General features: G+C 67.3%; 22 protein-coding genes and 1 pseudogene. All 23 read left to right on the plus strand.

The annotated features are described in order from the left end of the window. Positions 1-32: 32 nt before the first annotated feature. The 23 genes and pseudogenes from AC0L6G_RS13115 (at position 33) to AC0L6G_RS13225 (ending at position 23,787) form a co-directional block, all read left to right on the plus strand. Positions 33-1,895: a ParB/RepB/Spo0J family partition protein gene (locus tag AC0L6G_RS13115; protein ID WP_473252439.1), complete on the plus strand. Its 1,863-nt coding sequence runs from the start codon at positions 33-35 to the stop codon at positions 1,893-1,895. A 145-nt stretch (positions 1,896-2,040) separates the two neighbouring features. Beyond that, positions 2,041-2,433, plus strand: a complete 393-nt coding sequence (locus AC0L6G_RS13120) for a hypothetical protein (RefSeq protein ID WP_473252440.1) — start codon at positions 2,041-2,043, stop codon at positions 2,431-2,433. Continuing rightward, positions 2,430-2,714 (plus strand): hypothetical protein, encoded by a 285-nt coding sequence (locus tag AC0L6G_RS13125; protein WP_473252441.1) that lies wholly within the window; start codon positions 2,430-2,432, stop codon positions 2,712-2,714. Before AC0L6G_RS13120 ends, AC0L6G_RS13125 begins: the two co-directional genes overlap by 4 nt. Positions 2,715-2,736: 22 nt before the next feature. Then, on the plus strand, positions 2,737-4,710 hold the full coding sequence (locus AC0L6G_RS13130) for an FTR1 family protein (protein WP_473253258.1): 1,974 nt from the start codon (positions 2,737-2,739) through the stop codon (positions 4,708-4,710). Beyond that, complete coding sequence (locus tag AC0L6G_RS13135; protein ID WP_473252442.1) at positions 4,707-5,678, plus strand: arsenic resistance protein; 972 nt, start codon at positions 4,707-4,709, stop codon at positions 5,676-5,678. Before AC0L6G_RS13130 ends, AC0L6G_RS13135 begins: the two co-directional genes overlap by 4 nt. Positions 5,679-5,809: 131 nt before the next feature. Further along, entirely contained in the window at positions 5,810-6,397 is a 588-nt protein-coding gene (locus AC0L6G_RS13140; RefSeq protein ID WP_473252443.1) for an RNA polymerase sigma factor, read from the plus strand. Next, positions 6,397-7,383, plus strand: a complete 987-nt coding sequence (locus tag AC0L6G_RS13145) for a FecR family protein (protein ID WP_473252444.1) — start codon at positions 6,397-6,399, stop codon at positions 7,381-7,383. Before AC0L6G_RS13140 ends, AC0L6G_RS13145 begins: the two co-directional genes overlap by 1 nt. Before the next feature lie 109 nt (positions 7,384-7,492). After that, on the plus strand, positions 7,493-9,997 hold the full coding sequence (locus AC0L6G_RS13150) for a TonB-dependent receptor (RefSeq protein ID WP_473252445.1): 2,505 nt from the start codon (positions 7,493-7,495) through the stop codon (positions 9,995-9,997). 324 nt (positions 9,998-10,321) lie between these two features. Next, positions 10,322-11,491 carry an alkaline phosphatase D family protein gene (locus AC0L6G_RS13155; RefSeq protein WP_473252446.1) on the plus strand — a complete coding sequence of 390 codons (1,170 nt, stop codon included), beginning with the start codon at positions 10,322-10,324 and terminating at the stop codon, positions 11,489-11,491. Between the two features lie 91 nt (positions 11,492-11,582). Further along, positions 11,583-11,917: pseudogene (locus AC0L6G_RS13160) on the plus strand (ArsR/SmtB family transcription factor). 8 nt (positions 11,918-11,925) lie between these two features. Then, positions 11,926-12,351, plus strand: a complete 426-nt coding sequence (gene arsC / locus AC0L6G_RS13165; RefSeq protein WP_473252447.1) for an arsenate reductase (glutaredoxin) — start codon at positions 11,926-11,928, stop codon at positions 12,349-12,351. Further along, on the plus strand, positions 12,348-13,433 hold the full coding sequence (arsB, locus tag AC0L6G_RS13170) for an ACR3 family arsenite efflux transporter (RefSeq protein ID WP_473252448.1): 1,086 nt from the start codon (positions 12,348-12,350) through the stop codon (positions 13,431-13,433). The genes arsC and arsB overlap by 4 nt, the downstream gene beginning before the upstream one ends. Next, on the plus strand, positions 13,433-13,849 hold the full coding sequence (locus AC0L6G_RS13175; protein WP_473252449.1) for a GNAT family N-acetyltransferase: 417 nt from the start codon (positions 13,433-13,435) through the stop codon (positions 13,847-13,849). The genes arsB and AC0L6G_RS13175 overlap by 1 nt, the downstream gene beginning before the upstream one ends. Next, positions 13,849-14,604, plus strand: coding sequence for an arsenical resistance protein ArsH (arsH, locus tag AC0L6G_RS13180; protein ID WP_473252450.1), 756 nt, complete (start codon positions 13,849-13,851; stop codon positions 14,602-14,604). Before AC0L6G_RS13175 ends, arsH begins: the two co-directional genes overlap by 1 nt. Before the next feature lie 606 nt (positions 14,605-15,210). Next, complete coding sequence (locus AC0L6G_RS13185) at positions 15,211-15,531, plus strand: TrbC/VirB2 family type IV secretion system protein (RefSeq protein ID WP_164952685.1); 321 nt, start codon at positions 15,211-15,213, stop codon at positions 15,529-15,531. Beyond that, positions 15,531-15,809 (plus strand): VirB3 family type IV secretion system protein, encoded by a 279-nt coding sequence (locus AC0L6G_RS13190; protein WP_035306146.1) that lies wholly within the window; start codon positions 15,531-15,533, stop codon positions 15,807-15,809. Before AC0L6G_RS13185 ends, AC0L6G_RS13190 begins: the two co-directional genes overlap by 1 nt. A gap of 7 nt (positions 15,810-15,816) precedes the next feature. Continuing rightward, complete coding sequence (trbE, locus tag AC0L6G_RS13195; RefSeq protein WP_473252451.1) at positions 15,817-18,240, plus strand: conjugal transfer protein TrbE; 2,424 nt, start codon at positions 15,817-15,819, stop codon at positions 18,238-18,240. A 13-nt stretch (positions 18,241-18,253) separates the two neighbouring features. Then, complete coding sequence (locus AC0L6G_RS13200) at positions 18,254-18,940, plus strand: TrbJ/VirB5 family protein (protein WP_444571871.1); 687 nt, start codon at positions 18,254-18,256, stop codon at positions 18,938-18,940. A 12-nt stretch (positions 18,941-18,952) separates the two neighbouring features. Next, positions 18,953-20,368 carry a P-type conjugative transfer protein TrbL gene (trbL, locus tag AC0L6G_RS13205; protein ID WP_473252452.1) on the plus strand — a complete coding sequence of 472 codons (1,416 nt, stop codon included), beginning with the start codon at positions 18,953-18,955 and terminating at the stop codon, positions 20,366-20,368. A gap of 2 nt (positions 20,369-20,370) precedes the next feature. Beyond that, the gene (gene trbF, locus AC0L6G_RS13210; RefSeq protein WP_201099744.1) at positions 20,371-21,054 is read left to right on the plus strand and encodes a conjugal transfer protein TrbF; all 684 of its coding nucleotides are present in this window, start codon (positions 20,371-20,373) and stop codon (positions 21,052-21,054) included. Then, on the plus strand, positions 21,033-22,061 hold the full coding sequence (trbG, locus tag AC0L6G_RS13215; RefSeq protein ID WP_473252453.1) for a P-type conjugative transfer protein TrbG: 1,029 nt from the start codon (positions 21,033-21,035) through the stop codon (positions 22,059-22,061). The genes trbF and trbG overlap by 22 nt, the downstream gene beginning before the upstream one ends. Further along, positions 22,058-23,275 carry a TraB/TrbI/VirB10 family type IV secretion system protein gene (locus AC0L6G_RS13220; RefSeq protein WP_473252454.1) on the plus strand — a complete coding sequence of 406 codons (1,218 nt, stop codon included), beginning with the start codon at positions 22,058-22,060 and terminating at the stop codon, positions 23,273-23,275. Before trbG ends, AC0L6G_RS13220 begins: the two co-directional genes overlap by 4 nt. Next, positions 23,272-23,787, plus strand: a complete 516-nt coding sequence (locus AC0L6G_RS13225; RefSeq protein ID WP_473252455.1) for a S26 family signal peptidase — start codon at positions 23,272-23,274, stop codon at positions 23,785-23,787. Before AC0L6G_RS13220 ends, AC0L6G_RS13225 begins: the two co-directional genes overlap by 4 nt. Position 23,788 lies beyond the last annotated feature (1 nt).

A 23,788-nucleotide genomic window follows, 5' to 3' on the forward strand; every position in this document is an offset into this window, starting at 1 on the left:
GATGGACTCCGTCGCCCGGCAGGAGAGACCTCATGACCGCCCTCGTTCCCGCCATCACCCCCACAACCCCGGCTCCAGAAACCACGACCCCGGCCGTCATCTTCACGCCCGTGGAACGCATCGTCCGTCTCGGCGATCTCGGCATCGCGCGAGAGAACCTGCGCTATGGCGAACCGCCGGACGAGGACATTCCGACCCTGGCCGCCACCCTGAAGGCGGCCGGACAGCTTCAGCCCGTCACCGTTCGCCCGGGCCGCGGCAAGAAGGAGCAGGCCTTCATGGCCCTCGACGGCCGCCGGCGCCGCCTGGCCCTGGCGATCCTGCTCGAGGCCGGCGACATCGACGAGGACTATCCGGTCCGCACCTATGTCGAGACCGATCCGGCTCGCCAGGCGGCGGCGGTGCTGCTGACCAACACCGCCGTTCCGGTCCATGTGGCCGATGTCATCGCGGCCATCGGCCGGATGCTGAAGTCGAAGCTGACGATCACGGCCATGGCGCGGGCACTCGGTTACGACGAGATCGAGATCAAGCGATTGGCGGCCCTGTCCGGCGTCGCGCCCGCCGCTCTGGTGGCGCTGAAGGCGGGCCGCATCACCCTTCGCCAGACCCGGTTGCTGGCACGGCTGCCGGATCGCCAGGAGCAGGAGGATCTCGCCCAGATGACCTTGGACGGCCATGGGTTCCAGGAATGGCGGGTCAGCGAACGTCTCGACGACAGCCGGGTCACCACGCGCGATCGCCGCTGCGCCCTGGTCGATCCTCGGGCCTATGCCGACGCCGGAGGCCGCACCGAGACCGACCTGTTCGGCGAACTGCCGCCTGTTCTGCTCGACCCGGACATTCTGACCGCCGTGTGGACCCGTCGCGCACGCGGGATCGCGGCCGTGTTCGAGGCCGAAGGGATCTCGGTTCACGTGACCGCTGGCCCGGAGCCAGAGCTTCCCGATGATCTTGAGGCGCTCGGTTATGTGTATGGCGGTTCACTCCCCGCCGAAGAGATGGCGCGCTACCGGGCGCAGCGGGAGGTGTTCAACGATCGGACAGAGAAGGCGCGAATCGCCCTGGCGGACGTCGAGCACCCCGACGTCGCCGATCTGGCGATCGTCGATATGATCCACGCCAAGATCGCATCAGACCAGACTGGATGCGGGGGCCGGGTCGTGACGACGCTGGTCCTGTGGCCGGCCGCGGAGGCAGGCGTCGAAGTCCGCTGCTACACGCTCGAGGAACCCGAGATCGACGAAGAGGATGAGGACGCCGCGCCGGAGGCCGCGCGTCGGACCTCGGCGCCACTGGCCTATGTCCCGCCGGAAGTCGAGGCTCCGGAGCCGGAGACCGATGGCGTCAACCACGCCCTTCACGCCGTGCGGACCGATGTAGCGACGCGCGGCCTGATCCGCGCCTTGGCCGACGATCCCGGGGCGGCGCTGACGGCCTTGATCGCCCGGCTGTTCATCGTCCTCGTCCGGCGCGCCCACATCGGGCGCGTGGACTCAGCCCTGGCCATCACGGCCTGTGGGTTCAATCCGGCCAATGACCGGGTCATTGAGACCCTCGACGGGGACGTGCGTCGCCGGCTCGAAGATCGCCGTACGGCCTGGGAAGCGTCCGGCAAGACGGTGATCAGCTGGGTGCATGGGCTTGCTCACGGCGAGAAGATGGGACTGCTGGCGGAACTGACCGCCATCAGCCTCGATGTTCGCGAGGAAAAGACCTTCTCGATCCGGCGCAGCGCCCGGGCCGAGGCGGCGGAACTGGCGGCGCTGTGCCACGCGGACATCACCCTGCACTGGACGCCCGACGCCCCCTTCCTGCAGACCCATTCCAAGGGCCTGCTGACGGGGATGTCGAAGAACTCGTCCGTAAGGAAACCGCCTGCTGCTCCTTCCTGACGTTTGAGATCGAGCCGCGGCTGGGGTCCGTCCGTCTCGTGGTCACGGCGCCGGAAGACGCCCGTCTCGCCGCCGACACCCTGTTCGAAGACTTTATCGCCTCGGGTCCGTCGACCCAGGCCCAAACCCGTGGATGCTGCTGATCATGACCTCTCTGACCCCCGGCGCGCCGTTGAACGCCGAGCCCGCCAAGGGCGACCCGAACCAGAAGGCGGTCGGCGTCGGCTCCATCGTCGCGACTACGGGCGCCGTTCTCGGATGTGCGGCCTGCTGCGTCGTGCCGCTGGCCTTCCCGGTGCTGGCTCTGGGCGCCTCAGGCGCCGTCCTGGCCTGGTTCGCGGGAGCCAATATGTGGATCACGGGCGTCGCCTTCATGATCGTGCTCGCTGCTTGGGGTTGGTTGGCGTGGCGGACTTTCCGCCGCGGTCATCCGCTGGCGCGATCGACCGTAATCATGATGGCTCTTTCAACTCTCATGCTCGCCCTGGCCCTCGTCTGGCCCCGGATCGAACCCGCGCTGATGGCGATGCTGCGATGACCCTCGAAACGACACCGAAGAAGAAGATCAGACCGCCTTGGGTCGTTCTCGGTCTGGCGGGCGCCTGCGCGGCCTGCTGCGCCGTGCCCATCGCGGCGCTAGTAATGGGCGGTGCGACCCTAGCCGCCGCAGGCGTCGCCCTGACCCAGAGCTGGGATGCGATCGCCTGCGGGGCGCTGATGCTGATCGTTCTGGGCGCCGCTCTTTTGCTGATGCGGCCCAAGCGCCCGGCCCCATCCTGCAGCGTGGACGGGTCCTGCGGCTGCAAAGAAAAGGCCTGAGCATCGCGGGAGTGGCTTGGCTGTGAATGCGACAAGGCCTAAACAATTGCGAATGATAACCGCTCTTAAGAACCGTCTCCGCGCCTTGGCATTCGGGTTGCTCGCTCTCGGTCTGGTCGGAGCGGCTCCGCCGATCGCCTCCGCCCAAGAGGGCGCGTCGTCACAGACGGCGTGGCGTCTTCTCGACTATCTCGCGGTGGACTACAGCGGCGCGGTCCAGAACGGCCAGATCATCAGCCCGCCCGAATACGCGGAAATGAATGAGTTTGCGGCCCAGGTGCGTGAACGGATCGCAGCCCTCCCGGTCCATCCGGCCCAGCCGGGTCTGGTCAGCAAGGCCCGAGCCCTCGAAGCGGCGATCATAGCCAAGCAAGATCCCACGGCCGTGGCCGGTCAGGCGCATGCTTTGGCGGCTGAGTTGCTTGTTGCCTATCCCACGCCCCTGGCGCCCGTCCGGACGCCGGATCTTCCCCGTGGGGCGGCGCTCTATGCGCAAAACTGCGCCGCTTGCCACGGAGAGACTGGCGGCGGCGATGGGCCTTTGGCGGCCGATCTCGACCCGCCGGCCATCGCCTTCGCAGATGTCGATCGCGCGCGGCAACGCAGTGCGTTCGGCCTGTATCAGGTCATCAATCAGGGTCTGGACGGCACGGCGATGGCGAGCTTCGCCCATCTGTCGACCGACGAGCAGTGGGACCTGGCCTTCTACGTCGGACGCTTCGCCTTCACTGAGGAGCAGGCCGCCGTTGGCGAGAAGCTCTGGAACGAGGATGCGGCGGTGCGCGCCCGCTTTCCTGACCTGAAGGCGCTGTCGCAGATCACGCCGGCCGCCCTGACCGTCGCCGTGGGGCCGTCCAAGGCTGACGCCCTGACCGCTTATCTGAGGCGGCATCCCGAGGCCGTCGTCCAACAGACCACGGGCTCGCTCGACATCGCACGCCAGAAGCTCCGCGAAAGTCTGGCGGCCTATGAGGCGGGCGACAAACGCAAGGCGACGGATCTCGCGCTCGCCGCCTATCTCGACGGCTTCGAGCCGGTCGAACCATCGCTGACGGCGCGCAACAACGCCCTCATGCTGCGCATCGAAACGGCCATGGGCCAGGTGCGCGGCGCGATCAGCCGAAACGCGCCCGTCGCCGAAGTGCGAGGCGAGATCGAGACACTGGACGGATTGTTCGCCGAGGCCGCTCGCGCCCTTGCACCCGATCAGGCCAGCAACGCGTCGAGCTTCGTGGGCGCGTTCGCGGTCCTCCTGCGCGAGGGTCTGGAAGCCTTGCTGATCGTGGTGGCGATGATCGCCTTTCTCCGCAAGGCGGAGCGCACCGATGTGCTTCCCTATGTGCATGGCGGCTGGGTGGCGGCGCTGCTCGCCGGCGGACTGACCTGGGCGGCGGCGACCTATCTGATCACCATCAGCGGCGCCAGCCGCGAGCTAACCGAGGGGTTCGGCTCGCTGATCGCCTCGGTGGTGCTGATCTCAGTGGGCCTTTGGATGCACGGCAAGGCGCAGGCCGACGCCTGGCAGGTCTACATCCGAGAGAAGCTGTCGACGGCCCTGTCGAAGAAGTCGGCCTGGTTCTTGTTCCTGCTTGCCTTCATCGTGGTCTACCGCGAAGTGTTCGAGACAATCCTCTTCCTGACCGCCCTCTGGACCCAGGGCGGCGGTGCAGCGATGCTGGCCGGCATCGGCGCTGCGGCCATGGTTCTCGTTGTCGTGACCTGGGTCATGCTGCGCCTCAGCCGCAGCCTGCCGATCGCGAAATTCTTCCAGTACAGCGCCATCCTGATGGCGGCCCTCGCGGTGGTTCTCGCCGGCAAGGGCGTAGCGGCCTTGCAGGAAGCCGGGCTGATCAGCCTGCATCCATTGGCCTTGCCGCGTGTCGACTGGCTAGGCTTCTATCCGACCCTTGAAGGTGTCCTCGCCCAACTCCTGGCCATCGCTGCGCTGGCGTTCGGTTTCATCGTGGCGACGCGAAAGACCAAGGATCTAACATGACGACTGCCGAACTCCGCGAAACACTGGAAACGCGCCAGGTCTGGATCTATTTCGCCGCCGTACTGGCAGCCGTAGCGGCCGGCCTGCTGATCCCGGGCACCGAGGCCCTGGAAGGCGCAATCAATCCGGCGCTGGCCCTGATGCTGTTCGTCACCTTCCTTCAGGTGCCGGTCGCGGCGCTCGGCCGTGCGCTTCGCGAACTGCGGTTCATGGGCGCCTTGCTGGCCGTCAACTTCATCGCCGTGCCCCTGCTGGTCCTGGGCCTGATCCAATTTCTGCCGGCCGATCCTCTGATCCGTCTTGGCGTGCTGATGGTGCTGCTCTGCCCGTGCATCGACTACGTCGTGACGTTTGCCCATCTGGGGAAGGCAGACGCCCGGCTGCTGCTGGCTTCGACACCGGTTCTGCTGATCGCGCAGATGGTACTGCTGCCGATCTATCTGCGCTTGTTCCTAGGGGCCGAGGCGGCGGCCTACGTCCAGCCCGGCCCGTTCGTCCATGCTTTCATCTGGCTGATCGTCATACCTTTCGTCCTGGCGGCTCTGGTTCAGGCCTGGGCCGCGCGGAGTGCGACGGGCGAGCGGGTCTCGTCGGGGCTGGGCCTCGCGCCGGTGCCGGCGACAGCACTCGTTCTGTTCATCGTGGTCGCCGCCGTCGTGCCGCAACTCGGGCAAACTCTAGACAGAACCCTGAGTGTGGTTCCGGTCTACATCGCCTTTGCCGTGCTGGCTCCGCTGATTGGCTGGGTGGTGGCGCGTCTCGCGCGCTTGACCCCCGAGGCCGGTCGAGCGGTCGCCTTTTGCGCAGGCACCCGCAACTCGCTGGTGGTCTTGCCGCTGGCGCTCGTCGTGCCCGGGGCCATCCCCCTGGTCCCCGCCATCATCGTCACCCAAACCTTGATCGAGCTGCTGGCAGAACTGGTCTACATCCGCATTATGCCTCGACTGGGTGGCGACACCGACGCTTGAACCAAGCTGCGGCGAGGAGATCCTGCCGGGATTGCGGGATCAACCGCGCAATCTGATCAAACCCCATTCAATGGCCCGAAGCCGTCGTCGATGACGCCGTTATGGGATTGTCGCGAGAACGACATTTCACCGTGACTCATCTCCGGCATCAGCTGGCCATGGTCCAGGTGTTCGAGCAGGTCGAGAACAAGGATGGTCGATCCAGAGAGATCGATAGGGCGGACGACTTCGCGGCCCTCGTTCGGCGACTGCGTCTGCCCTTGCTCAACTTCTTCTCACGACGATCCGGCTCCCGAACGGACGCCGAGGAAATGGTCCAGGATCTGTTCGTGCGTCTGCTGCGCCGGGCCGATCTCCTGACCCTGGACAACGTCGATGGCTATGTCTTCGAAGCCGCCGCCAACGTTGCGCGCGACCGAGGACGCTATGAGCTTTCGCGCGGAGGAGGGCGACATGTCGATATCAATACCCTGTCTGCCGAGAGCGAAGAGCCGGGCGCTGAGCGTATCGTCGCCGGCCGTCAGAGGCTGACACGGATGCTGGCCGCCCTCGACGCCCTGCCGCCCCGCGCCCGGACGATCGTTATCCTGCGCCGGTTTGAAAACCTGACCTACGCCCAGATCGCCGAAAGGCTGGGGATTTCCGTGAGCGCGGTAGAGAAGCATATGGTGCGCTCGATGTCGGCGCTGCGACAGGACCTGGGAAAGATTTCCGATTGATGTCTCCCGCCTCGCCGACCCCCGACAACGATGACCATGACGACCCCGCCGCCTTCTGGTTCGCGCGGATGAACAGCGGTGCGCGACCCGGCCAGGCCGACGAAGAGGGTTTTCGCGCCTGGATCGAGGCGGACCCTGACAACAGGCAGGCGTATCGCCAGTGCCAGGTCGCCTGGGGCGCGCTGGGCGTTGAAGCGGGCGCGCCGGATGTTCTGGCCCTTCGCGCGAGGGCGTTGAAATCTGAATCCTGCGCCGTGACGCGCAGGCGAGCCCTGTTCGGCCTGACCGGAGGTGCCGTCGCTGCGGCGGGGGCCGGTGTCTGGGTCCTGTCCGCGTCGTCCCCAGCGAGTGCCCTGATCGTCACCGGGGCGGGGCAGAGATTGACCGCGCCCCTGCCAGACGGATCGGAGGTGACCTTGGCGCCCCTGACCCGTCTGCGGCTCGACTATGCCTCTGATCGCCGTCGCGTTCGCCTCGAGGAAGGGCAGGCCTACTTCAATGTCCTCGCCGATGGCGATCGTCCGTTGACGGTAATCGCGGGGGATCGGGCGATGAGCGCCGGGGCCAGCCGGTTCCAGGTCAGCCTGTTGGACGAGGGGCCGGACATCGTCGTGGAGGAGGGAGCCCTGACGGTCGCCGACCGGCGCAACGGCTCCCGCATAGTGGCCAATCTCGCGGCCGGACAGCGGGGCACCGGAGAGGGCGCCGAATTGCGCATTGCTTCTGTCGACGTCGAGAGCGCCACGGCATGGCGCCTGGGGCGTTTGGTCGTTCGCGATAAGCCCTTGAGCGAGGTGGTCGAGACCTTCAATCGCTACTCCTCCGATCATCTGGTGATCGGCGACGACAGGGCCGGCAAGGTGCGGATTTCCGGGTCTTTCCGCTACGACGGAGGGCGGGAGTTCGCCCAGGGTCTGGCCAGCGGTTTCGATCTAGACGTTGTTCAGACCCCGGACGGAACATGGCGGATCGACGCCTCTGACTGAACGGCGACGCTTCGATGAAATTTCCAAGACGGGGTGGGGATCAGGGCAGTGCCTTCCGTTCCTGGGAGTGAGCCGGCGCACGTCCGGCACTGCATCTCATGGGGCTACAATGACCAACACCACTCCGCTCGCCGGCGCCCTCAGGCGCGGCCTCCTCGCCTGTGTCGCCGTCGCCGCGCTCGGTGTCTCGGCGCCCGCCATGGCCCAGACAGCCGCCAATCAGCCGGTCGCCTTCTCAATCGAAAGCCAGCCGCTTGAAACAGCCCTGACGAGCTTTGCGCGCACCGCCGACGTTCAGGTGCTGTTCGCGCCTGAACTGGTTCGTGGAAAGCGCGCAAACCGAGTCTCGGGATTGATGTCGCCGTCCCAAGCTCTCGTCCAGATCCTCGCCGGATCCGGCCTGGTCGCGACGCCGGTGGGCGAGCGCACCTTTTCTGTTTCGGCGGGCGGAATCGAGACGAGCGACGCGGCCCAACTCGACGATGTGATCGTCACGGCGCAGAAGCGCGAGCAACGCATCCAAGACGTGCCTCTGGCGGTGACGGTCATCGATGGCGATGACGCCGCACGGCGCGGCATCGACAGCGTCACCGGCCTGGTCGACGAGGTTCCGGGCGTCTCGGTCAACTACGCCTTTGGCGGAACGAACTACGGCCTGATCTCCATCCGCGGCATCGGCGGCGCCGATGACTATAAGCCGAACGGCAACCCCTCGGTCGCCCTGCACATCGACGGCGTCTACCAGACCTCCAACGCCTATCTGGGCATGCCTCTGTTCGACCTGGAGCGCGTGGAAGTCCTGAAGGGGCCTCAAGGCACTCTGTATGGCCGCAACACCACGGCCGGCGTCATTAACGCCATCACCCGCGGTCCGACCGACGTGCGGGAGGGAGGCGCCCGGGTCGAGTACGGCAGCTATGACTACACCGCCTTCGAAACCGCCTTCGGCGGCCCGGTGACGGAAAGGGTCGGCGTGCGGGTGGCGATCCTGGCTGAGCAGGGCGGCGGCTTCATGGACGGCGCCGGGGCCGGCGATCTTGCGGGCTTCCGCCTCTCGGTCGGCGGGGTGGTGCAGAACCAGATGCCGCCGATCCTCGATCCCGGCCGTCGCGAAGGCTTCGGCGACAAGGACCTCGTCGCTGGTCGTGCGACGGTGGCGATCGAACTCGCGCCCCAGACGGATCTGACCATCAAACTGTTCGGCAGTCGGGATCGTGGCGAGACGCGCCAGTACGACCGGATCTCGGCAGCGCTCGACACCAACATCGCCAACGCCGGCGAGAACGATGACCCCTACGAGTTCTATTCGGCCGAATATCCAACGCAGGACATCGACATCTACGGTCTGTCGGCGACCCTGGAGCATGAGCTCGGCGATAACCTCAACCTCACGATCGTTGCGGGCGCCCAAGCCACCACGCGATCGGTCCAAGGCAACGGCGACGGCTCGCCCTATCCCGCGTCCCGCTTCGACGCCGATGAAGAGCTGAGCCAGGCCTCGTTGGAGGTCCGGCTGGGCGACGATACAGGCGGGCGGTTCGACTGGATCGTCGGCGGGTTCCTCGTCTCCGACGAGATCGACTTCGACACCCGCTGGACCAGCTACACGGCGCGAACGATGTACGACAACCTGCACAAGCAGACCCGCGACAGCGTCGCCGCGTTCGGCCAGATCGACTTCCACGTCACCGACCGGCTGCAACTGTCCGGCGGCCTACGCTACACCCGGGATGAATCGACGTTCAGCGGCCGCAACGACGACCTCAACCCGTGGGGGATCTCGACCTTCACCACCACCTTCGCCACCACCAACCCCTTCATCTGGGATCGCGAGTTCGAGGACGACAACGTCTCGGGCCGGATCACGGCCAAGTACGACGTCACCTCGAACCTCAACGTCTTCATCTCGGCCGGCACCGGGTATCGGGCCGGCGGCTTCGACGGCACTTCGATCTTCACTCAGGCCGAGACCCTGCCGTTCGAGTCCGAGACGGTCACCGCCTATGAGGCCGGTCTGCGCTGGACCACCGGCCGCTTGCGCGTGTCGCTGGACGCCTTCGCCTATGAGTTCGAGGAACTCCAGGCCACGACCCGTCTGGCCAACGACACAAACGGCCGGGCCAACGTCGGCGAGGCCGAGACCTCGGGCATCGATTTCGCCATTAATGCGGTGCTGTTCGAGACCGACACCCAGACCCTGGATGTCGATCTATCGGCAGCCTTCCTGGACTCCGAGATCATCTCGTTCAGTTCGGCGCGTGTGGCCGATGTCTTGGCCACGGTGGGCGACCCCTTGCCGGGCGCCCCGGACGTGACCGCCACCTTGTCGTTCAACCACGGCTTGACCCTGTCGAACGGCTGGAGGATCAACTCGCGCCTGGGCGTCTCGCACCACGGCGAGGAGTCCAACCGTCTGAACGCCATCCCCGGCAATACGGCGGGGGCCTATACACTGGTGAACGCACGGGTCGAGCTGGCGTCGACGGCCGACTGGGCGGTCTACGCTTACGGCCGCAACATCACCGACGAGGTCTATTTCCCGGAGTTGAACGGCGCATCGCGTCTGGTCGGCGCACCGGCGACGTATGGCGTCGGATTGCGCTACGCCTTCTGACCACAATCCGCGCCGCCGCCCTGATCACGGGCGGCGGCGCGGACCCACCTCCGCGCGACAGGACGCCTTATGCCTGCACTGAACCGCCGAACCCTGATGGGCGCGAGCCTCCTCGCCCTCGCGCCCCCCGTCGCGGCGGCCCAGTCCAATCTCGACTGGGTCGGCATCAAACGCCTGATGCAGGGGCCTGTCCTGGGTTGGGCGCGCGGCGAGGAGGCTGTCGTCTGGACGCGGGCCAGCGGCCCTTGGCCTATCTGCATCGAATACGACGTCGATCCCCAGTTCCCGGACCCACGTCGCAGCCCGGTCCTGGCCGCCGATGTCGTGGAGGACTTCATCCAGGTTCATCAGCTTGAAGGGCTGGAGCCTGGCCGTACCTACGCCTACCGCGTCATTGTCGATGGCAAACCCAATCCGGACGACCAGGGACTGGAGCCTTGGACATTGACGGCGGCGCCCGAACAGGCGGCCCGGTTCAGGCTGGCTTTCGGATCCTGCGCCCGCCGCGCCCGCTATCCTGTCCAGCCGATCTGGCGCGCAGTCGAGACTGCCCGACCCGACCTCTTTGTCTGGGCCGGAGACGCGGTCTATGCCGACAGCCTGGACCCGGAGATCCTCGCCGAGGAATATCGCCGCCAGCGCGATCTGCCTGAGATCCGGCGCTTCATGGCGACCACGCCTCAGTTCTGCATCTGGGACGACCACGACTATGGGCTGAACGACCAGGATCGTCGGCATCCCGGCAAGGTCGCCGCCCTGGAGACGTTCGCACGGTATTGGCCCAACCCGTCCGCCGGCCTGCCTGGAACGGCAGGCGCCTTCTTCCGCTGGTCGCAGGGTGGTGTCGATTTCTTCTTCCTCGACGTCCGCTACCACCGCGACCCGAACATGGGCCCGAACGTCGCCGGCAAGACCATGCTGGGCGAGCAGCAGCGCGACTGGCTGATGGCCGGGCTCAGCGCTAGCCGTGCGCCATTCAAGGTGTTGATCTCCGGTTCCGGCTGGAATGACGGCAAGGCCGAGGGTGCGGATTCCTGGTCCTCGTTCACCCATGAGCGGGACGCCATCTTCGAACACATCATGGCCGAGAGGATCCCCGGCGTCCTGCTGCTCTCGGGCGATACGCATTTCGGCGAGATGAACTGCCTGCCCTGGTCGGACCGCGGCGGCTACGATCTGTACGAATTAGTCAGTTCGCCGCTGGCTCAGGATACCGTCGACCTCTACCTGACGGGCCGCCCGGTCATGCGAGTGCGCCAGGCGTTCTCCAACGACGTCAATTTCGGCGTCGTTGACTTCGATTTGACCTTGCCGGATCCCACGGTCCGGTTCGAACTGCGTGACGAGGCCGGACAGTCGGTTTGGCCCGCGGTAGTCGTGAAGGCATCGGAATTGCGGACCGGCGTGAGCTCCTGGCTGGACAAGCTTGACGCCACCTCGAAGCGACGTTGGGCTGACGTGGCCGCTGGGCTCGGCTATTATTCCTCTCGCTGACGACTTGGCTGACTGATCGGCTGACGCTTCAGACTGTCGTCTGGAACTCGGTAGTGATTGCTTCGATTAATAATTCCGTTAATCTGGAAATATGGAATCAGAAGATGCAATCCTGGCGCTTGCCGCCCTCGCCCAATCGACCCGGCTGGAAACCTTCCGCCTTCTGGTGCGTCACGAACCGGGGGGGCGCCGGCCGGCGAGATCGCCCAGACTTTGGCCGTGCCGGCCAACACCCTGTCGGCGCACTTGGGCGTCCTGACCCGTGCGGGGCTGATCAAGTCGGAACGGCGCAGCCGGTCGATCATCTACCGGGCCGACCTGGACCGGTTCAGAGACCTGGTCCTGTTCCTGCTCAAGGACTGCTGCGGGGGCAGGGCGGACCTCTGCGAGCCCTTGCTGGCTGAACTCGCACCCTGCTGCCCCTGAGGATCCCGATGGACGTCATCATCTATCACAACCCAGCCTGCGGGACGTCGCGCAACGCGCTGGAGCTCATCCGCCACGTCGGCACCGAGCCGCATGTCGTCGAGTATCTGAAGACGCCGCCGTCGCGGACCATGGTCGCCTGGCTGGCCGAACGGGCCGGCAAGCCGCTGCGCGATCTGTTGCGCGAAAAGGGCACCCCCTTCGCCGAACTGGGCCTCGGGGACCCGGGCCTGACGGACGATCAGTTGCTCGATGCGATCGCGGCCCATCCGATCCTGCTCAATCGGCCGATCGTCGTCAGTCCGCTCGGTGTTGCCCTGTGCCGACCGTCCGAAGCCGTTCTGGACCTCCTGCCTGCCGATGATCTCAAGCCTTTCACCAAGGAGGACGGCGAGGTGGTCATCGACGCCTCTGGCCAGCGGGTGCAGCGGTGATTGACACCCCCGTGGCGGACGATGCGCCGCGTCGCCTGTCCTTTCTCGACCGCTGGCTGACGCTGTGGATCTTCGTGGCCATGGGCCTGGGCGTGGCTCTGGGAACCTTGGCGCCGGGCCTGCCGACCTGGGTCGACAGCCTCTCGATCGGCTCGACCAACATCCCGATCGCCATCGGCCTGATCCTTATGATGTACCCGCCGCTGGCCAAGGTCCGGTACGAGGAACTTCCGCGCGTCTTCGCCGACAAGCGGGTGCTGGCCCTGTCCCTGTTCCAGAACTGGGTGCTGGGCCCGGTCCTCATGTTCGCCCTGGCGGTGATCTTCCTGCGCGATCAGCCGGACTACATGACTGGCGTCATCCTGATCGGGCTGGCCCGTTGCATCGCCATGGTGCTGGTCTGGAACCAGCTAGCGCGCGGCGACAACCAGTATGTCGCGGGGCTCGTCGCCTTCAATTCGATCTTCCAGATCCTGTTCTTCAGCCTGTACGCCTGGATATTCCTCACCGTCCTGCCGCCTCTTTTCGGCCTGCAGGGCAGCGTGGTGGACGTCAGCGTCTGGACCATCGCCGGGGCGGTGCTCGTCTACCTCGGTCTTCCCTTCCTGGCCGGCTTCCTGACCCGTCGCAGCCTGATCGCCCGCCGCGGCGCCGACTGGTACGAGCGGCGCTTCCTGCCGCGCATCGGACCGATCACCCTGATCGCCCTGCTGTTCACCATCGTGGTCATGTTCAGCCTCAAGGGCGGGGAGGTTGTGGCCCTGCCGCTGGACGCCCTGCGCATCGCCATACCGCTGACGATCTATTTCCTCGTCATGTTCGTGGTCAGCTTCCTCATGGGCAAGCTGATCGAGGCCGACTATCCGCGCACCACCGCCCTGGCCTTCACCGCGGCCTCGAACAATTTCGAGCTGGCCATCGCGGTGGCCATCGCGGCCTTCGGCTTGACCTCGCCCGTCGCCTTCGCGGCCGTCATCGGTCCCCTGGTCGAGGTGCCGGTGCTGATCCTGCTGGTGTCCGTCGCGCTGTGGATGGGTCGCCGCTGGTTCCCGGATACCGCCCCGCCGGCGGACGCCGCCTGATGGTCGTCCTGCATCTCCTGGATGCGGATGACGCCGGTCTTATCGCGACCCTGCGCGACGCAGGTCTGCCCGAGCCCGGCGCCGGTCGCTACTTCAGCGCCGATCACTACGGCGCAGTCATCGGCTTCGTCGGGCTGGAAGGGGAGGGGCGCGACCTGCTGCTGCGCTCCCTGGTCGTAATTGCCGACCAGAAGGCCCGCGGCGTGGGAAGTCGGGTGCTGGCCGCCGCCGAGACCGCCGCCGGCGACTTGGGCGCTGCACGTCTGCACCTGCTCACCACGACGGCCGAGCGCTTCTTCATCCGGCACGGCTTCGTCGTCGCCGATCGGGCGTCTGCACCGCCCGTGATCCGGCGAACCCGCGAGTTCGTGGACGTCTGCCCGGCGTCGGCCGCCTATCTGACCAAGGACCTCTGATGACCTTCGCCCGCCTGCGTTCGCTGCCGGATCCGGATCACCTGCCGGCTCTGGACGCGGCCTATCTGTTCGCCGATCCTGCCCGGGGACTGGGTCCGACCGATCCCGCGCCGCGGATCCTGCTCTTGTACGGATCGCTGCGCGAGCGGTCGTATTCGCGGCTCTGTGTCGAGGAAGCCGCCCGCCTGCTGCAGCGGATGGGGTGCGAGACCCGCATCTTCGACCCTTCGGATCTGCCCCTGCCGGGTGCGCCCGGCGACGACGACCACCCGGCGGTGCGCGAGTTGCGCGAGCACGCCTTCTGGTCGGAAGGAATGGTCTGGTGCAGTCCGGAACGGCACGGCCAGGTGTCGGGGGTAATGAAGCTGCAGATCGATCACTTGCCGTTGAGCTTGGGCGGCATGCGCCCGACCCAAGGCCGGACGCTCGCGGTCATGCAGGTGTCTGGCGGGTCCCAGAGCTTCAACGCCGTCAACACCCTGCGCCTTCTGGGCCGCTGGATGCGGATGATCACCATCCCCAACCAGTCGAGCGTGGCCAAGGCCTTCCAGGAGTTCGACGAGGCCGGCCGGATGAAGCCCTCGGCCTACTACGAGCGCATCGTTGATGTGATGGAGGAACTGGTGCGCTTCACCATTCTGGTCCGGCCCCACGCCGTCCAGCTCGTGGACCGCTATTCCGAACGGAAGGCCGCCGGGGTTCCGGTCGAGATCACCTCGGATCTCTCCGCAATCGCTATAGAACCCCCCGCCTGAAGGGGGGCGGGGGGTTCAATACCGGAAAGTTAAGCCCCGGACCCCTGTCCTAGTGCAACGTCAAATTTTCGCGGTGACCCGAATAGCTGCTTGTGGCGCGCATTTCAGACCTCAGCCGCGTCTCAGACCTCTCGATTCAAGCTGCCGCTGGCTCACCCCGAAAGGGCCTTTCGGGGAGGCGGGCGGCTAAAACTTTCTCCTGGATGCCTCGCCGCACCATCATCGACGATCGATTGGATGGCCACATCCGGCGGACCGACACCGGACGGAAGGTCCAGGCTGCGGTCAGTGCCGAGCCTTGGGTCACGACGGCGAGGCGATCAGCGGCTTGGCCTGAGGCCAATCTTTCACCTGAAATTGAGGCGGCGTCGTTTGGCAACGAGCGCTGTCGGGCACGAAACGCAAGTCGTGGGAAGTCGCCATCGAAGTCGGGGCGACTTTCGGACCGCAAGTCATCACAAGTCGTATTTTGAGTCTTTTCAAGTTGTTTTACAGTCGTCTGCAAGTCTCGTAAAATAATAGATCCAAAGAGTTGACAACCTGTGGATCTATTTGCTTGCAATGTGGTGCATCGCGCTGAGACGCGCTGAACACAGGAAGCAAGACATGCGTGGAAGACTTGGGCGCCGCCTGTTCGGCGCAATGATGACGTGTGGCCTGATGATGGCCGGGCCGGCCCTGGCCGGAGGTTCGGGGATGCCCTGGGAAGGACCGCTCCAGCAGGTGGTCCAGTCCATCACCGGGCCCGTGGTCCAGGCCGCAGCGGTCGTTGCGGTGGTCGTCTTCGGCGCCGGGATCGCGATGAGCGAGAACGGATCCTCGATGCGGCGCGGTCTGGGCATCATGTTCGGCCTTTGCATCGCCTTCGCGGCCTCGACCTTCTTCCTCGACTTCTTCGGTTTCGCCGGCGGTGCGGAGATCGGATGATGGCCGGCTCCCTCCAAGACGGCCGACCGGAGGGCTGGGATCTTCCGGTCGCCCAGGCCCTGACCGAGCCGGTCCTCATGGCGGGGATGCCTCGGGACTACGCCATCGCCATGGGGACGATTGCGGTGGTGCTCGGCCTGGCCCTGCGAATCTGGTGGCTCGGCCTTCTGTGGTGGGCCGTCGCCCATGCCATCGGCCTTTGGGCCGCCAGGGCAGACCGCCGGTTCTTCGACGTGCTGCGGAGACACCTCGCCCTGCCTGGCCATCTGGACGCGTGAGGGTGGGATGCGCTTTCTCGAAGAACATCGCAGACGCCCGGCGGCTCTGGCCGACCATCTGCCCTGGGCCGCCCTGGTCGCGCCGGGCGTGATCCTCAACAAGGACGGCTCCTTCACCACGGGCTTCCGGTTCCGGGGACCGGACCTGGAATCCTCGACCGAAGACGAGCTGATGGCCGTCCGGGCGCGTCTGAACAATGCGCTGAAGCGTCTCGGGACGGGCTGGTGCCTGCATATGGAGGCGCGCCGCCGTGAGGCCGCCCCCTATCCGGAGAGCGCGTTCGACCTGGATGTCGCCTGGCTTCTCGACGAGGAACGTCGGAGCCGCTTCGAGGCTGGCGACCCGGCCTTCGAGACGGATTTTCGCCTGGCCCTGACCTGGCTGCCGCCGGCCGACGAGACGCGGAGAATGGAGCGCTGGCTGTTTCACGGCCTGGCCAAGGGCGGCGCGGACTGGCGCCAGGCCGTGGCGGTCTTCACCCGTGAGGCGGCGACCACGCTCGACCTCCTGTCGGACGCCCTGCCCGAGATCGATCCGCTCGACGACACCGAACTGCTGACCTGGTTGCACGACTGCGTGTCGCCGAGGACCTTCCCGGTCGCCGCGCCGGATTCGCCGATGTATCTGGACGCCTGGCTGGCGGACGCCGACCTCTCCGGCGGGATCGCCCCATGCCTCGGCGATCGCTGGCTCAAGGTCGTGTCCGTGCGCGGCCTGCCGTCGGTGACCCGGCCCGGCTTGCTCGATGCGCTCGGCGCCCTGCCGTTTCCATATCGCTGGACGGCCCGCTGGATCGGTCTCGACAAGCCGGAGGCCGAGCGTGAGATCGTCAAGCTGAGGAAGCGCTGGTTCGCCAAGCGCAAGGGCGTCGGTGTTCTTCTCCGGGAGGCCATCACCAAGGAGGAGGTGCCGCTCCTCGATACCGACGCGGCCTCCAAGACCGAGGAGTGCGACGGCGCTCTGGCCGCCCTGGGGGCCGAGGCCTGCGCTTTCGGCTATCTGACCCTGACGGTGACCGTGCTTGACGCGACGGAGGCCGGCGCCGCCGCCAAGGCGCGGGCCATCGAGGCCGCGTTGAACGCTCAGGGGCTGCTGGCCCGGATCGAGGACCTCAATGCCGTAGAGGCCTGGCTTGGCTCACTGCCGGGCGAGCCCTATGCCGACGTCCGCCGACCGCTCGTCTCGACCCTGAATCTGGCCGATCTGCTGCCGGTGTCGGCGGTCTGGGCCGGTCCTTCCATGGACCTCAACCTGGACGGCCCACCACTGGCGACGGCCCGGACGACAGGGTCGACCCCCTTCCGTCTGGTGCTCCATGTCGGCGATGTCGGCCACGCGATGGTCGTCGGGCCAACGGGCTCGGGCAAGAGCGCGCTGCTCTCCTTTCTGGCCCTGCAGTGGTTCCGTTATCCGGACGCCCGGGTGGTCTTCTTCGACAAGGGCCGATCGGCGCGGGCCGCGACACTCGCTGCGGGCGGCCGTTGGAGGGCGCTGGAGCCCGGCGCGCGGTTCTCGCTGCAGCCCCTGGCGCGCATCGACCAGGAGATCGAACGGGCCTGGGCGTCGGAATGGATCGCAGAGACCGTCCGGCTCGCGGGGCTGGAGCCTGTGCCAAGGATCCGTGAAGAGATCTGGGCGGCGCTCGCGGCCCTGGCCGACGCCCCCGTGGCGCAGCGCACGCTGACGCTCTTCTGCGCCCTGGTGCAGGACAAGGCGGTCGCGGCGGCGCTTGAGCCCCTGACGCTCAAAGGTCCACACGGCGCCCTGCTCGATGGAGAGGGCGAGGTGCTGGTTCCCAGTCGGTTCGACACCTTCGAGCTGGAAAGCCTGATGGCCACGCCCTCGGCCGTGGCGCCGGTCCTTTCGGCGCTCTTCCATCATCTGGAGCGCAGCTTCGACGGTCGACCCACACTGCTGGTGCTCGACGAGGCCTGGCTCTTCCTCGGCGAGACGGCCTTTGCCGCCAAGATCAGGGAGTGGCTCAAGACGCTGCGCAAGAAGCGGGTCGCCGTCGTGTTCGCGACCCAGAGTCTGGACGACGTGGCCGCCTCGCCGATCGCGAGCAGTCTGATCGAGAGCTGCCCGACTCAGGTCTTCCTGCCCAACCCCCGCGCGCTCGAACCGTCTTCGGCGCGCCTCTATCAGGGGTTCGGCCTGAACCGGCGCCAGCTCGAGCTGATCGCTTTCGCCACGCCCAAGCGGGCCTATTACTGGCGCCAGCCGCGCGGCCGACGCCTGTTCGATCTGCGCCTGACCGGCGTGGCCCTCGCCTTGTGCGGAGCCAGCGCACCGGAAGACCAGACCCTCATCGACGACATCCTCGCAGCCTCCGGAGAGGCCGGATTCGCGCGGGAATTTCTCACAGCCAAGGGAGTGCACAATGTTGATGCTGTTTTCGACGCCTTCGCCCGACCGCTCGCGGCCGAATAGGCCGGTCCAGATCTTGGCCGCTGGCCTCGTCGCCGTCAGCCTACTGGCGACCGCGACCCCGGCGCCTGCACAACAGGTCGTCTTCGACCCCCGCAATCACATCGAAAATGCGCTTCAGGCGGCGCGTCAGCTGGAGAGCCTGGCCAACGAGGCCAAGAGCCTTGCGGCCTCGCCTTACAGCCACCTGACCGGCAACAGCCAGTCGTTGCGCGACATGGCCGAACTGGCCCGTACGGCGCGCGGGATCGCCAGCTCGGTCAGCGGCCTGGAGCAGCAGTTCCAGAGCCTCTATCCCGATGACCTGTCCGGTTCGGACATGCTGCGTCTTCTGGAGCAGGGGCAGGCCCGGACCGCCAACGCCCGGCGAACGGCCGAGGATGTGGCTCGCACGGCAGCCGAGCTCGAACGTCTTGGACAGGGACGCAATCAGCGGCTGACGGGCGCCCTCTCGGCCAGCGAGGCCGCTTCAGGCCAGACCGCCGCGATCCAGTCCTCCAACCAGATGCTGGCCGTCCTTGCCGAGGATCTGGCGGCCTTGCGCACCATCATGCTCGCCCAGTCCCGGCTTCTGGCCGAGGCGACGGCGCGCGACGCCGCGACCCAGGCCTCGGGGGACGAGGCCCGTCGCCGCCGCTGGGCGGGCTCGGCCGGAACGCCCGCCGCACCGACCTTCGATCCCCTGTCGCACGCGCGGGACTGAGGAGCGCAAGCGATGTCGGTCGGAGTGGAAACCCCCAATGAGCTGATGGTGGTGTTCTCCAACACCATCTCGGCCGGGTTCGACGCCCTGCAGGGCGCGGTCAACGGCGTCTTCGGGCTCCTGATTGTCCTGGTCGTCGCCCTGACCGGGATCCAGTGGGCGATGTCTTCCAATCGCGAAGTGCTGGCCTCCGGCTTTGGAAAGGTGCTGCTGATCGGAGCCTTCGCTTGGCTGATCAACGACTGGCAACAGCTGTCCGAGACGATCTACGCCGGGTTCATTGAACTGGGTCTGACGGCCGGGGGCGGATCGCTCAGCCGGGCCGACTTTCTCAATCCCGGAGCCATCCTGGCCCAGGGTTGGGAGATCGTGAAGGCGCTCGGCGAGACGCCTGCGCCCGTCGACAATCCGCTCGACGTGGTCGGCAACATGGCCGACGCCCTGATCCTGGGCCTGGCCATGATCGGCATCATGCTGGCCTTCGCCGTGCTGGCGCTGCAGATCATCGTGGCCCTGCTCGAGTTCAAGATCGTCACCCTGGGCGGCTTCATCCTCCTGCCCTTCGGCATCTGGAACAAGTCCGCCTTCCTGGCGGAGCGGCCCCTTGGATACGTCGTCTCGTCCGGACTCAAGGTGCTGGCCCTGGCCATCGTCATCTCCGGGGCCAGGACCGTCTTCGACCAGCTCCAGCCCTCGGCCAATCCCGACATCTACGAGGCGTTGAGCATCCTCGTCGCCTCGATCCTTCTGGCCATGCTGGCGATGTTCATCCCCAATCTGGCCTCGGCCCTGGTGACGGGCGGGCCGGCCCTGGGCGCCGGGGCCGCCATCACGGCCGGAATCGCCGTCGGCGGCAGCGCCGCCCTGGCCGGAGCCGGGATCGCGGGTGCGGGCACGGCGGTCGCAGGCGGCGCAGCGAAGATGTCTGGCCCGGCCCGGGCTGCGGCCGGGGCAGGCGGCGGCCGGTCTCCGACCCCGCCGATGTCGCCTCCGCCGTCCACGCCTCCCAAACCCTCCAATGACAATCCGTCGCCGTCCGGCCCGCGTCGGCCGTCGGGCGGGGCGATGTCCGCCGCGCCGACATTTCCCTCCAACGGCGTCTCCGAACCTGCGGTCGCCTGGCAACCTCGCCAAACGTCGGGATCGCCTTCGGGAGAAGCGTCGGGATCCGGCGGCGCGGCCAATGACGGCGCCGGTGCCGTGGCGCGGCCCGGCAGGCCCGCCGAAAAGATCGCGGCGGAGGCCCAGGCCGCCCGGTCCGATTTCCATCGGACGGCCTTAGGATCGACCTCGTCAGGCGGATCGAGACCGCCGGCCCGCGCCCAGGCACTGCAAGCCTTCTTCGTCGCCAATGCCGGGCGAGGGCTCATGCCTGCCGGCGAAACCAGCGGCGTCCTGTCTCCCAACCTGAGAACCGAGGAGTCCTGACCATGCACCCCTTCTTTCGTCCCAAACGCGCCTTGGCCTCGGCGCCCGAGACGACCCCCTATCAGCGCGCCGGCCAGATCTGGGACGACCGGATGGGGCTGTCCCTGGCCCATGCCCGGAACTGGCGCCGTATCGCGGTGGCCAATCTCGTCCTCGCCGGTTTCCTCGGAGCGGGCTGGTGGGTGCAGGCCGACAGGGCCGTCGTCAAACCCTTCGTGGTCGAGGTCTCCGATCTCGGACAGACCCAGAGGATCACAGCGATCGGCGGCCGCTACGAACCGACCGAAGCCCAGATCGGACACGCGCTGGCCGGCTGGGTGCGTGACGTCCGCTCCAAGTCGATCGACCCGATCGTGATCCGGCAGAACTGGCTTCGGGCCTATGACCTGATGATGCCCAAGGCGGCGAGCTTCCTTAACGCCTGGGCGCAGAGCCACGACCCCTTCGCCGAGGTCGGACGCGAAGCCGTCAACGTCGAAGTGCTCAACGTCGTGCGGCGCACCGAGCGGACCTACGATTTGCAATGGCGCGAGACCCGTTTCGTCAACGGCCAGCAGGCCGGCGTCGAGCGCTGGCGCGCCCTGATCACCACAACGACCCAGCCGCCCCGCACCGAGGCCGAGCTGATGAAGAACCCCCTTGGACTGAAAATCGAGGACGTATCATGGACCCCCGACGCTTCCTGATCCTGGCCGGCCTGGGCCTCAGCCTGTCCGGCTGCGCCGTGTTCGGCCGAACATCCGGGCCGCCGCCGATGTCGCCCCTGCCTGTCGTGGAGGCCGAGGCTGCCGTCATCGCCGAAGCCGGAGCCCTGCCGCAATCGACGGTACAAGTCGATGATGCGCTGGTCGCCGATGCGACCCTGGCGCCCGCCGTTCCCGTCGGCACGCCCTATGAAGCCCAGCCGACCGCCGTGGCGCCAGCGACGGGGATGACCGGCCGCCGCGCCATCGTCGCCGCCAATCTGGACGCCCGGGCCCCGTCCCGTTCGGACGCCTTCGTCGGCGGGGTCCAGGTGTTCGCCTGGTCTCCGGGTCGGGTGTTCGAGGTCTGGACGGCGCCTCTGCGGGTCACCACCCTGACCCTGGGGGCCGGCGAGATCCTGGTCTCCAAGGCAGCCGGCGACACCGTCCGCTGGCAGATCGGGGAGACCACGTCCGGGGAGGGCGCAGGTCAGCGAACCCACGTCCTCCTCAAGCCGCTGCAACGAGGACTCGAGACCAACCTGGTCCTGACCACCAACCGGCGGGTCTATTTCATCGACCTGAAGAGCGGTGACGCCTCAGGGTTCAACGCGGCGGTCGCCTGGGACACCGGGGCGATGGATCCCCCGGCCATGGCGCCGATCGCCGAGGCGGCGGAAATCCGCGTGTCGGACCCGGTGGCGATGCCGGAGGGGCCTATCGACGCCCGCTATCGGATAGAGCCGCAAGGGCGCCGTGCACGGTGGACGCCGGCCTCGGTCTTCAACGACGGGCAGCGCACCTTCATCGCTTTCGACCCCGATCTTCAGATCGACGAGGCGCCGGCCCTGTTCGTGATCGCCGCCGACGGCGAGACCCAGATGGTCAACTACCGCCAGGCCGGAGGTCTGTTCATCGTCGATCGCGTCTTCGATCGCGCCGAGCTCAGGCTCGGCGATCGTCGCCCCCAGATCGTTCGTATCCGCCGCCTCGAGGGAGCCGCCCGATGAGCTCGTTCCAGGATACCCCCCACAATCCCGACGATGTCGCTTCTTCGGCAGGGTCCGGCGTCGGCCCTGAGGTCAGACCCGACCTGACCAGCAAGGCCAAGGCGCCGCCGCCTGGCCTATCGATGCGGGCTCCGCGTCCGCCGGTCACCCGGCTGCGCAAGTCGGTCGTCCAGACGATCGTGATCGGCGGCGTGATCCTCGTCTCCGGCTCCCTGGCCTGGGCCTTCGTCGTCCAGCCGGAACTGCGCGACAGCGCCCGGCTCCGCGCTGTCGAGGGTCGGGAAGAGCAGGCCCGGGGCTCCGTTCGACCCTCCGAAGCTGTCACCGACCAACCCGCGACCTATGACCGGCTGCCCGAGCCGCGCCATGGGGCCGAGCCCGAGACGGCTGAGCCTGGTGATCCCCCGCCGCCGCCCGCGCCGGCCCGGTATAGCGCCGGTTATGCGCCATCGCGGACGAACCGGGCGACCGGGCCAAGTCCGGGCGAACAGGCGGCGCGATCGGGCCTGTTCTTCGAGGGGGCGTCAACCGGGGCCGGTCCTGCCGCGCATGCCGGGGCGGGTCCAGCGACGGCCGGCGCTCGTGCGGACGCTGCGGACGTCGGCGCCACCTATAATGGCCACACCCTGACGGCGCCGCTGTCGCCCTATGAGCTGAAGGCTGGCGCGATCATTCCTGCGGTCCTGTTGACCGGGGTGGACACCGCGCGCGCCGGGCCGGTCGTCGCGACGGTGTCGCAGAATGTCTATGACACCGTCAGCGGCCGCCATCTCGTCCTGCCCCAGGGGACCCGGCTTATCGGCCGTCATGAGGGCGAAAGCGCCTATGGCGACCGACGCGCCTTCCTGACCTGGGACCGGCTGATCCTGCCCAACGGCAAGAGCTTGGTGCTGACCGGCGAGCCCGGCGTTGATGCGCAAGGCGCCGTGGGCGTGCGCGGCCATGTCGATCGGCGGCTGTTCCCCTTGCTGGTCGGAACCCTGTTCGCCGGCGCGATCACCACCCTCGGCCAAATCGCCCGTGACGGAGATGGCGAGGGTTCGGGCGGCCTGCTCGGCGACGCCGGGGACGCCGCCGCCATCGAGGGCTCCCAGGTCGGGGGGCGGCTCGTGGACCGGGAGCTGGACGTCCGGCCGTCGATCCGTCTGCGCGCCGGCGCGCCGGTCCGCGTGATGATCACCCGTGACCTGATCCTGGAGCCTTACCGGCCATGACCTGGACCCCTCTCGATACTGGAAACCGCTGGGCCGTGCTCGGCGTCACCGTCTTCTTCCTCACCCTGGGCTCCCTGATTGCTGAGCAGACGCCAGCCCTGGCTTTGGTCAACGAGAGCCCCAGCGTACCCCGTGGCCTGTATCTGCGACATCCGCGCGGCGCGCCGGAGACGGGCGCGATGGTCGCTCTGCCCCAACCCCCGATCGCCCGGCGCTACCTGGGCGCGCTCGGCATGCCGGACGAGGTCCTTTTGATCAAACGGGTCGCGGCCGTCGGCGGCGATCCCGTCTGCCGGCAGGGAAGTGCGGTTCGAATGCCCGGCCGCGTGGCTCACGTTCTGGATCGTGATCGTCGTGGCACGGCTCTGCCCGCCTGGACCGGGTGCCGCCGGCTCGCGCCGGACGAGCTCTTCCTGCTCGGCGATACGCCGGGAAGTTTCGACAGTCGTTATTTTGGACCCGTCCGGACCCGGGATCTGGAGGGGGTGTTTCGGGAGACCCTGACATGGTGAG

It is taken from the genome of Brevundimonas sp. D3-1P (assembly GCF_055809335.1).

Bases quoted from the DNA above. Each gene is read 5' to 3' on its own strand.
- AC0L6G_RS13115 (WP_473252439.1), top strand. From the start codon at position 33: ATGACCGCCCTCGTTCCCGCCATCACCCCCACAACCCCGGCTCCAGAA.
- AC0L6G_RS13120 (WP_473252440.1), top strand. From the start codon at position 2,041: ATGACCTCTCTGACCCCCGGCGCGCCGTTGAACGCCGAGCCCGCCAAG.
- AC0L6G_RS13125 (WP_473252441.1), top strand. From the start codon at position 2,430: ATGACCCTCGAAACGACACCGAAGAAGAAGATCAGACCGCCTTGGGTC.
- AC0L6G_RS13135 (WP_473252442.1), top strand. From the start codon at position 4,707: ATGACGACTGCCGAACTCCGCGAAACACTGGAAACGCGCCAGGTCTGG.
- AC0L6G_RS13145 (WP_473252444.1), top strand. From the start codon at position 6,397: ATGTCTCCCGCCTCGCCGACCCCCGACAACGATGACCATGACGACCCC.
- AC0L6G_RS13150 (WP_473252445.1), top strand. From the start codon at position 7,493: ATGACCAACACCACTCCGCTCGCCGGCGCCCTCAGGCGCGGCCTCCTC.
- arsC (WP_473252447.1), top strand. From the start codon at position 11,926: ATGGACGTCATCATCTATCACAACCCAGCCTGCGGGACGTCGCGCAAC.
- AC0L6G_RS13175 (WP_473252449.1), top strand. From the start codon at position 13,433: ATGGTCGTCCTGCATCTCCTGGATGCGGATGACGCCGGTCTTATCGCG.
- arsH (WP_473252450.1), top strand. From the start codon at position 13,849: ATGACCTTCGCCCGCCTGCGTTCGCTGCCGGATCCGGATCACCTGCCG.
- AC0L6G_RS13185 (WP_164952685.1), top strand. From the start codon at position 15,211: ATGCGTGGAAGACTTGGGCGCCGCCTGTTCGGCGCAATGATGACGTGT.
- AC0L6G_RS13190 (WP_035306146.1), top strand. From the start codon at position 15,531: ATGGCCGGCTCCCTCCAAGACGGCCGACCGGAGGGCTGGGATCTTCCG.
- trbE (WP_473252451.1), top strand. From the start codon at position 15,817: ATGCGCTTTCTCGAAGAACATCGCAGACGCCCGGCGGCTCTGGCCGAC.
- trbL (WP_473252452.1), top strand. From the start codon at position 18,953: ATGTCGGTCGGAGTGGAAACCCCCAATGAGCTGATGGTGGTGTTCTCC.
- trbF (WP_201099744.1), top strand. From the start codon at position 20,371: ATGCACCCCTTCTTTCGTCCCAAACGCGCCTTGGCCTCGGCGCCCGAG.
- trbG (WP_473252453.1), top strand. From the start codon at position 21,033: ATGGACCCCCGACGCTTCCTGATCCTGGCCGGCCTGGGCCTCAGCCTG.
- AC0L6G_RS13220 (WP_473252454.1), top strand. From the start codon at position 22,058: ATGAGCTCGTTCCAGGATACCCCCCACAATCCCGACGATGTCGCTTCT.
- AC0L6G_RS13225 (WP_473252455.1), top strand. From the start codon at position 23,272: ATGACCTGGACCCCTCTCGATACTGGAAACCGCTGGGCCGTGCTCGGC.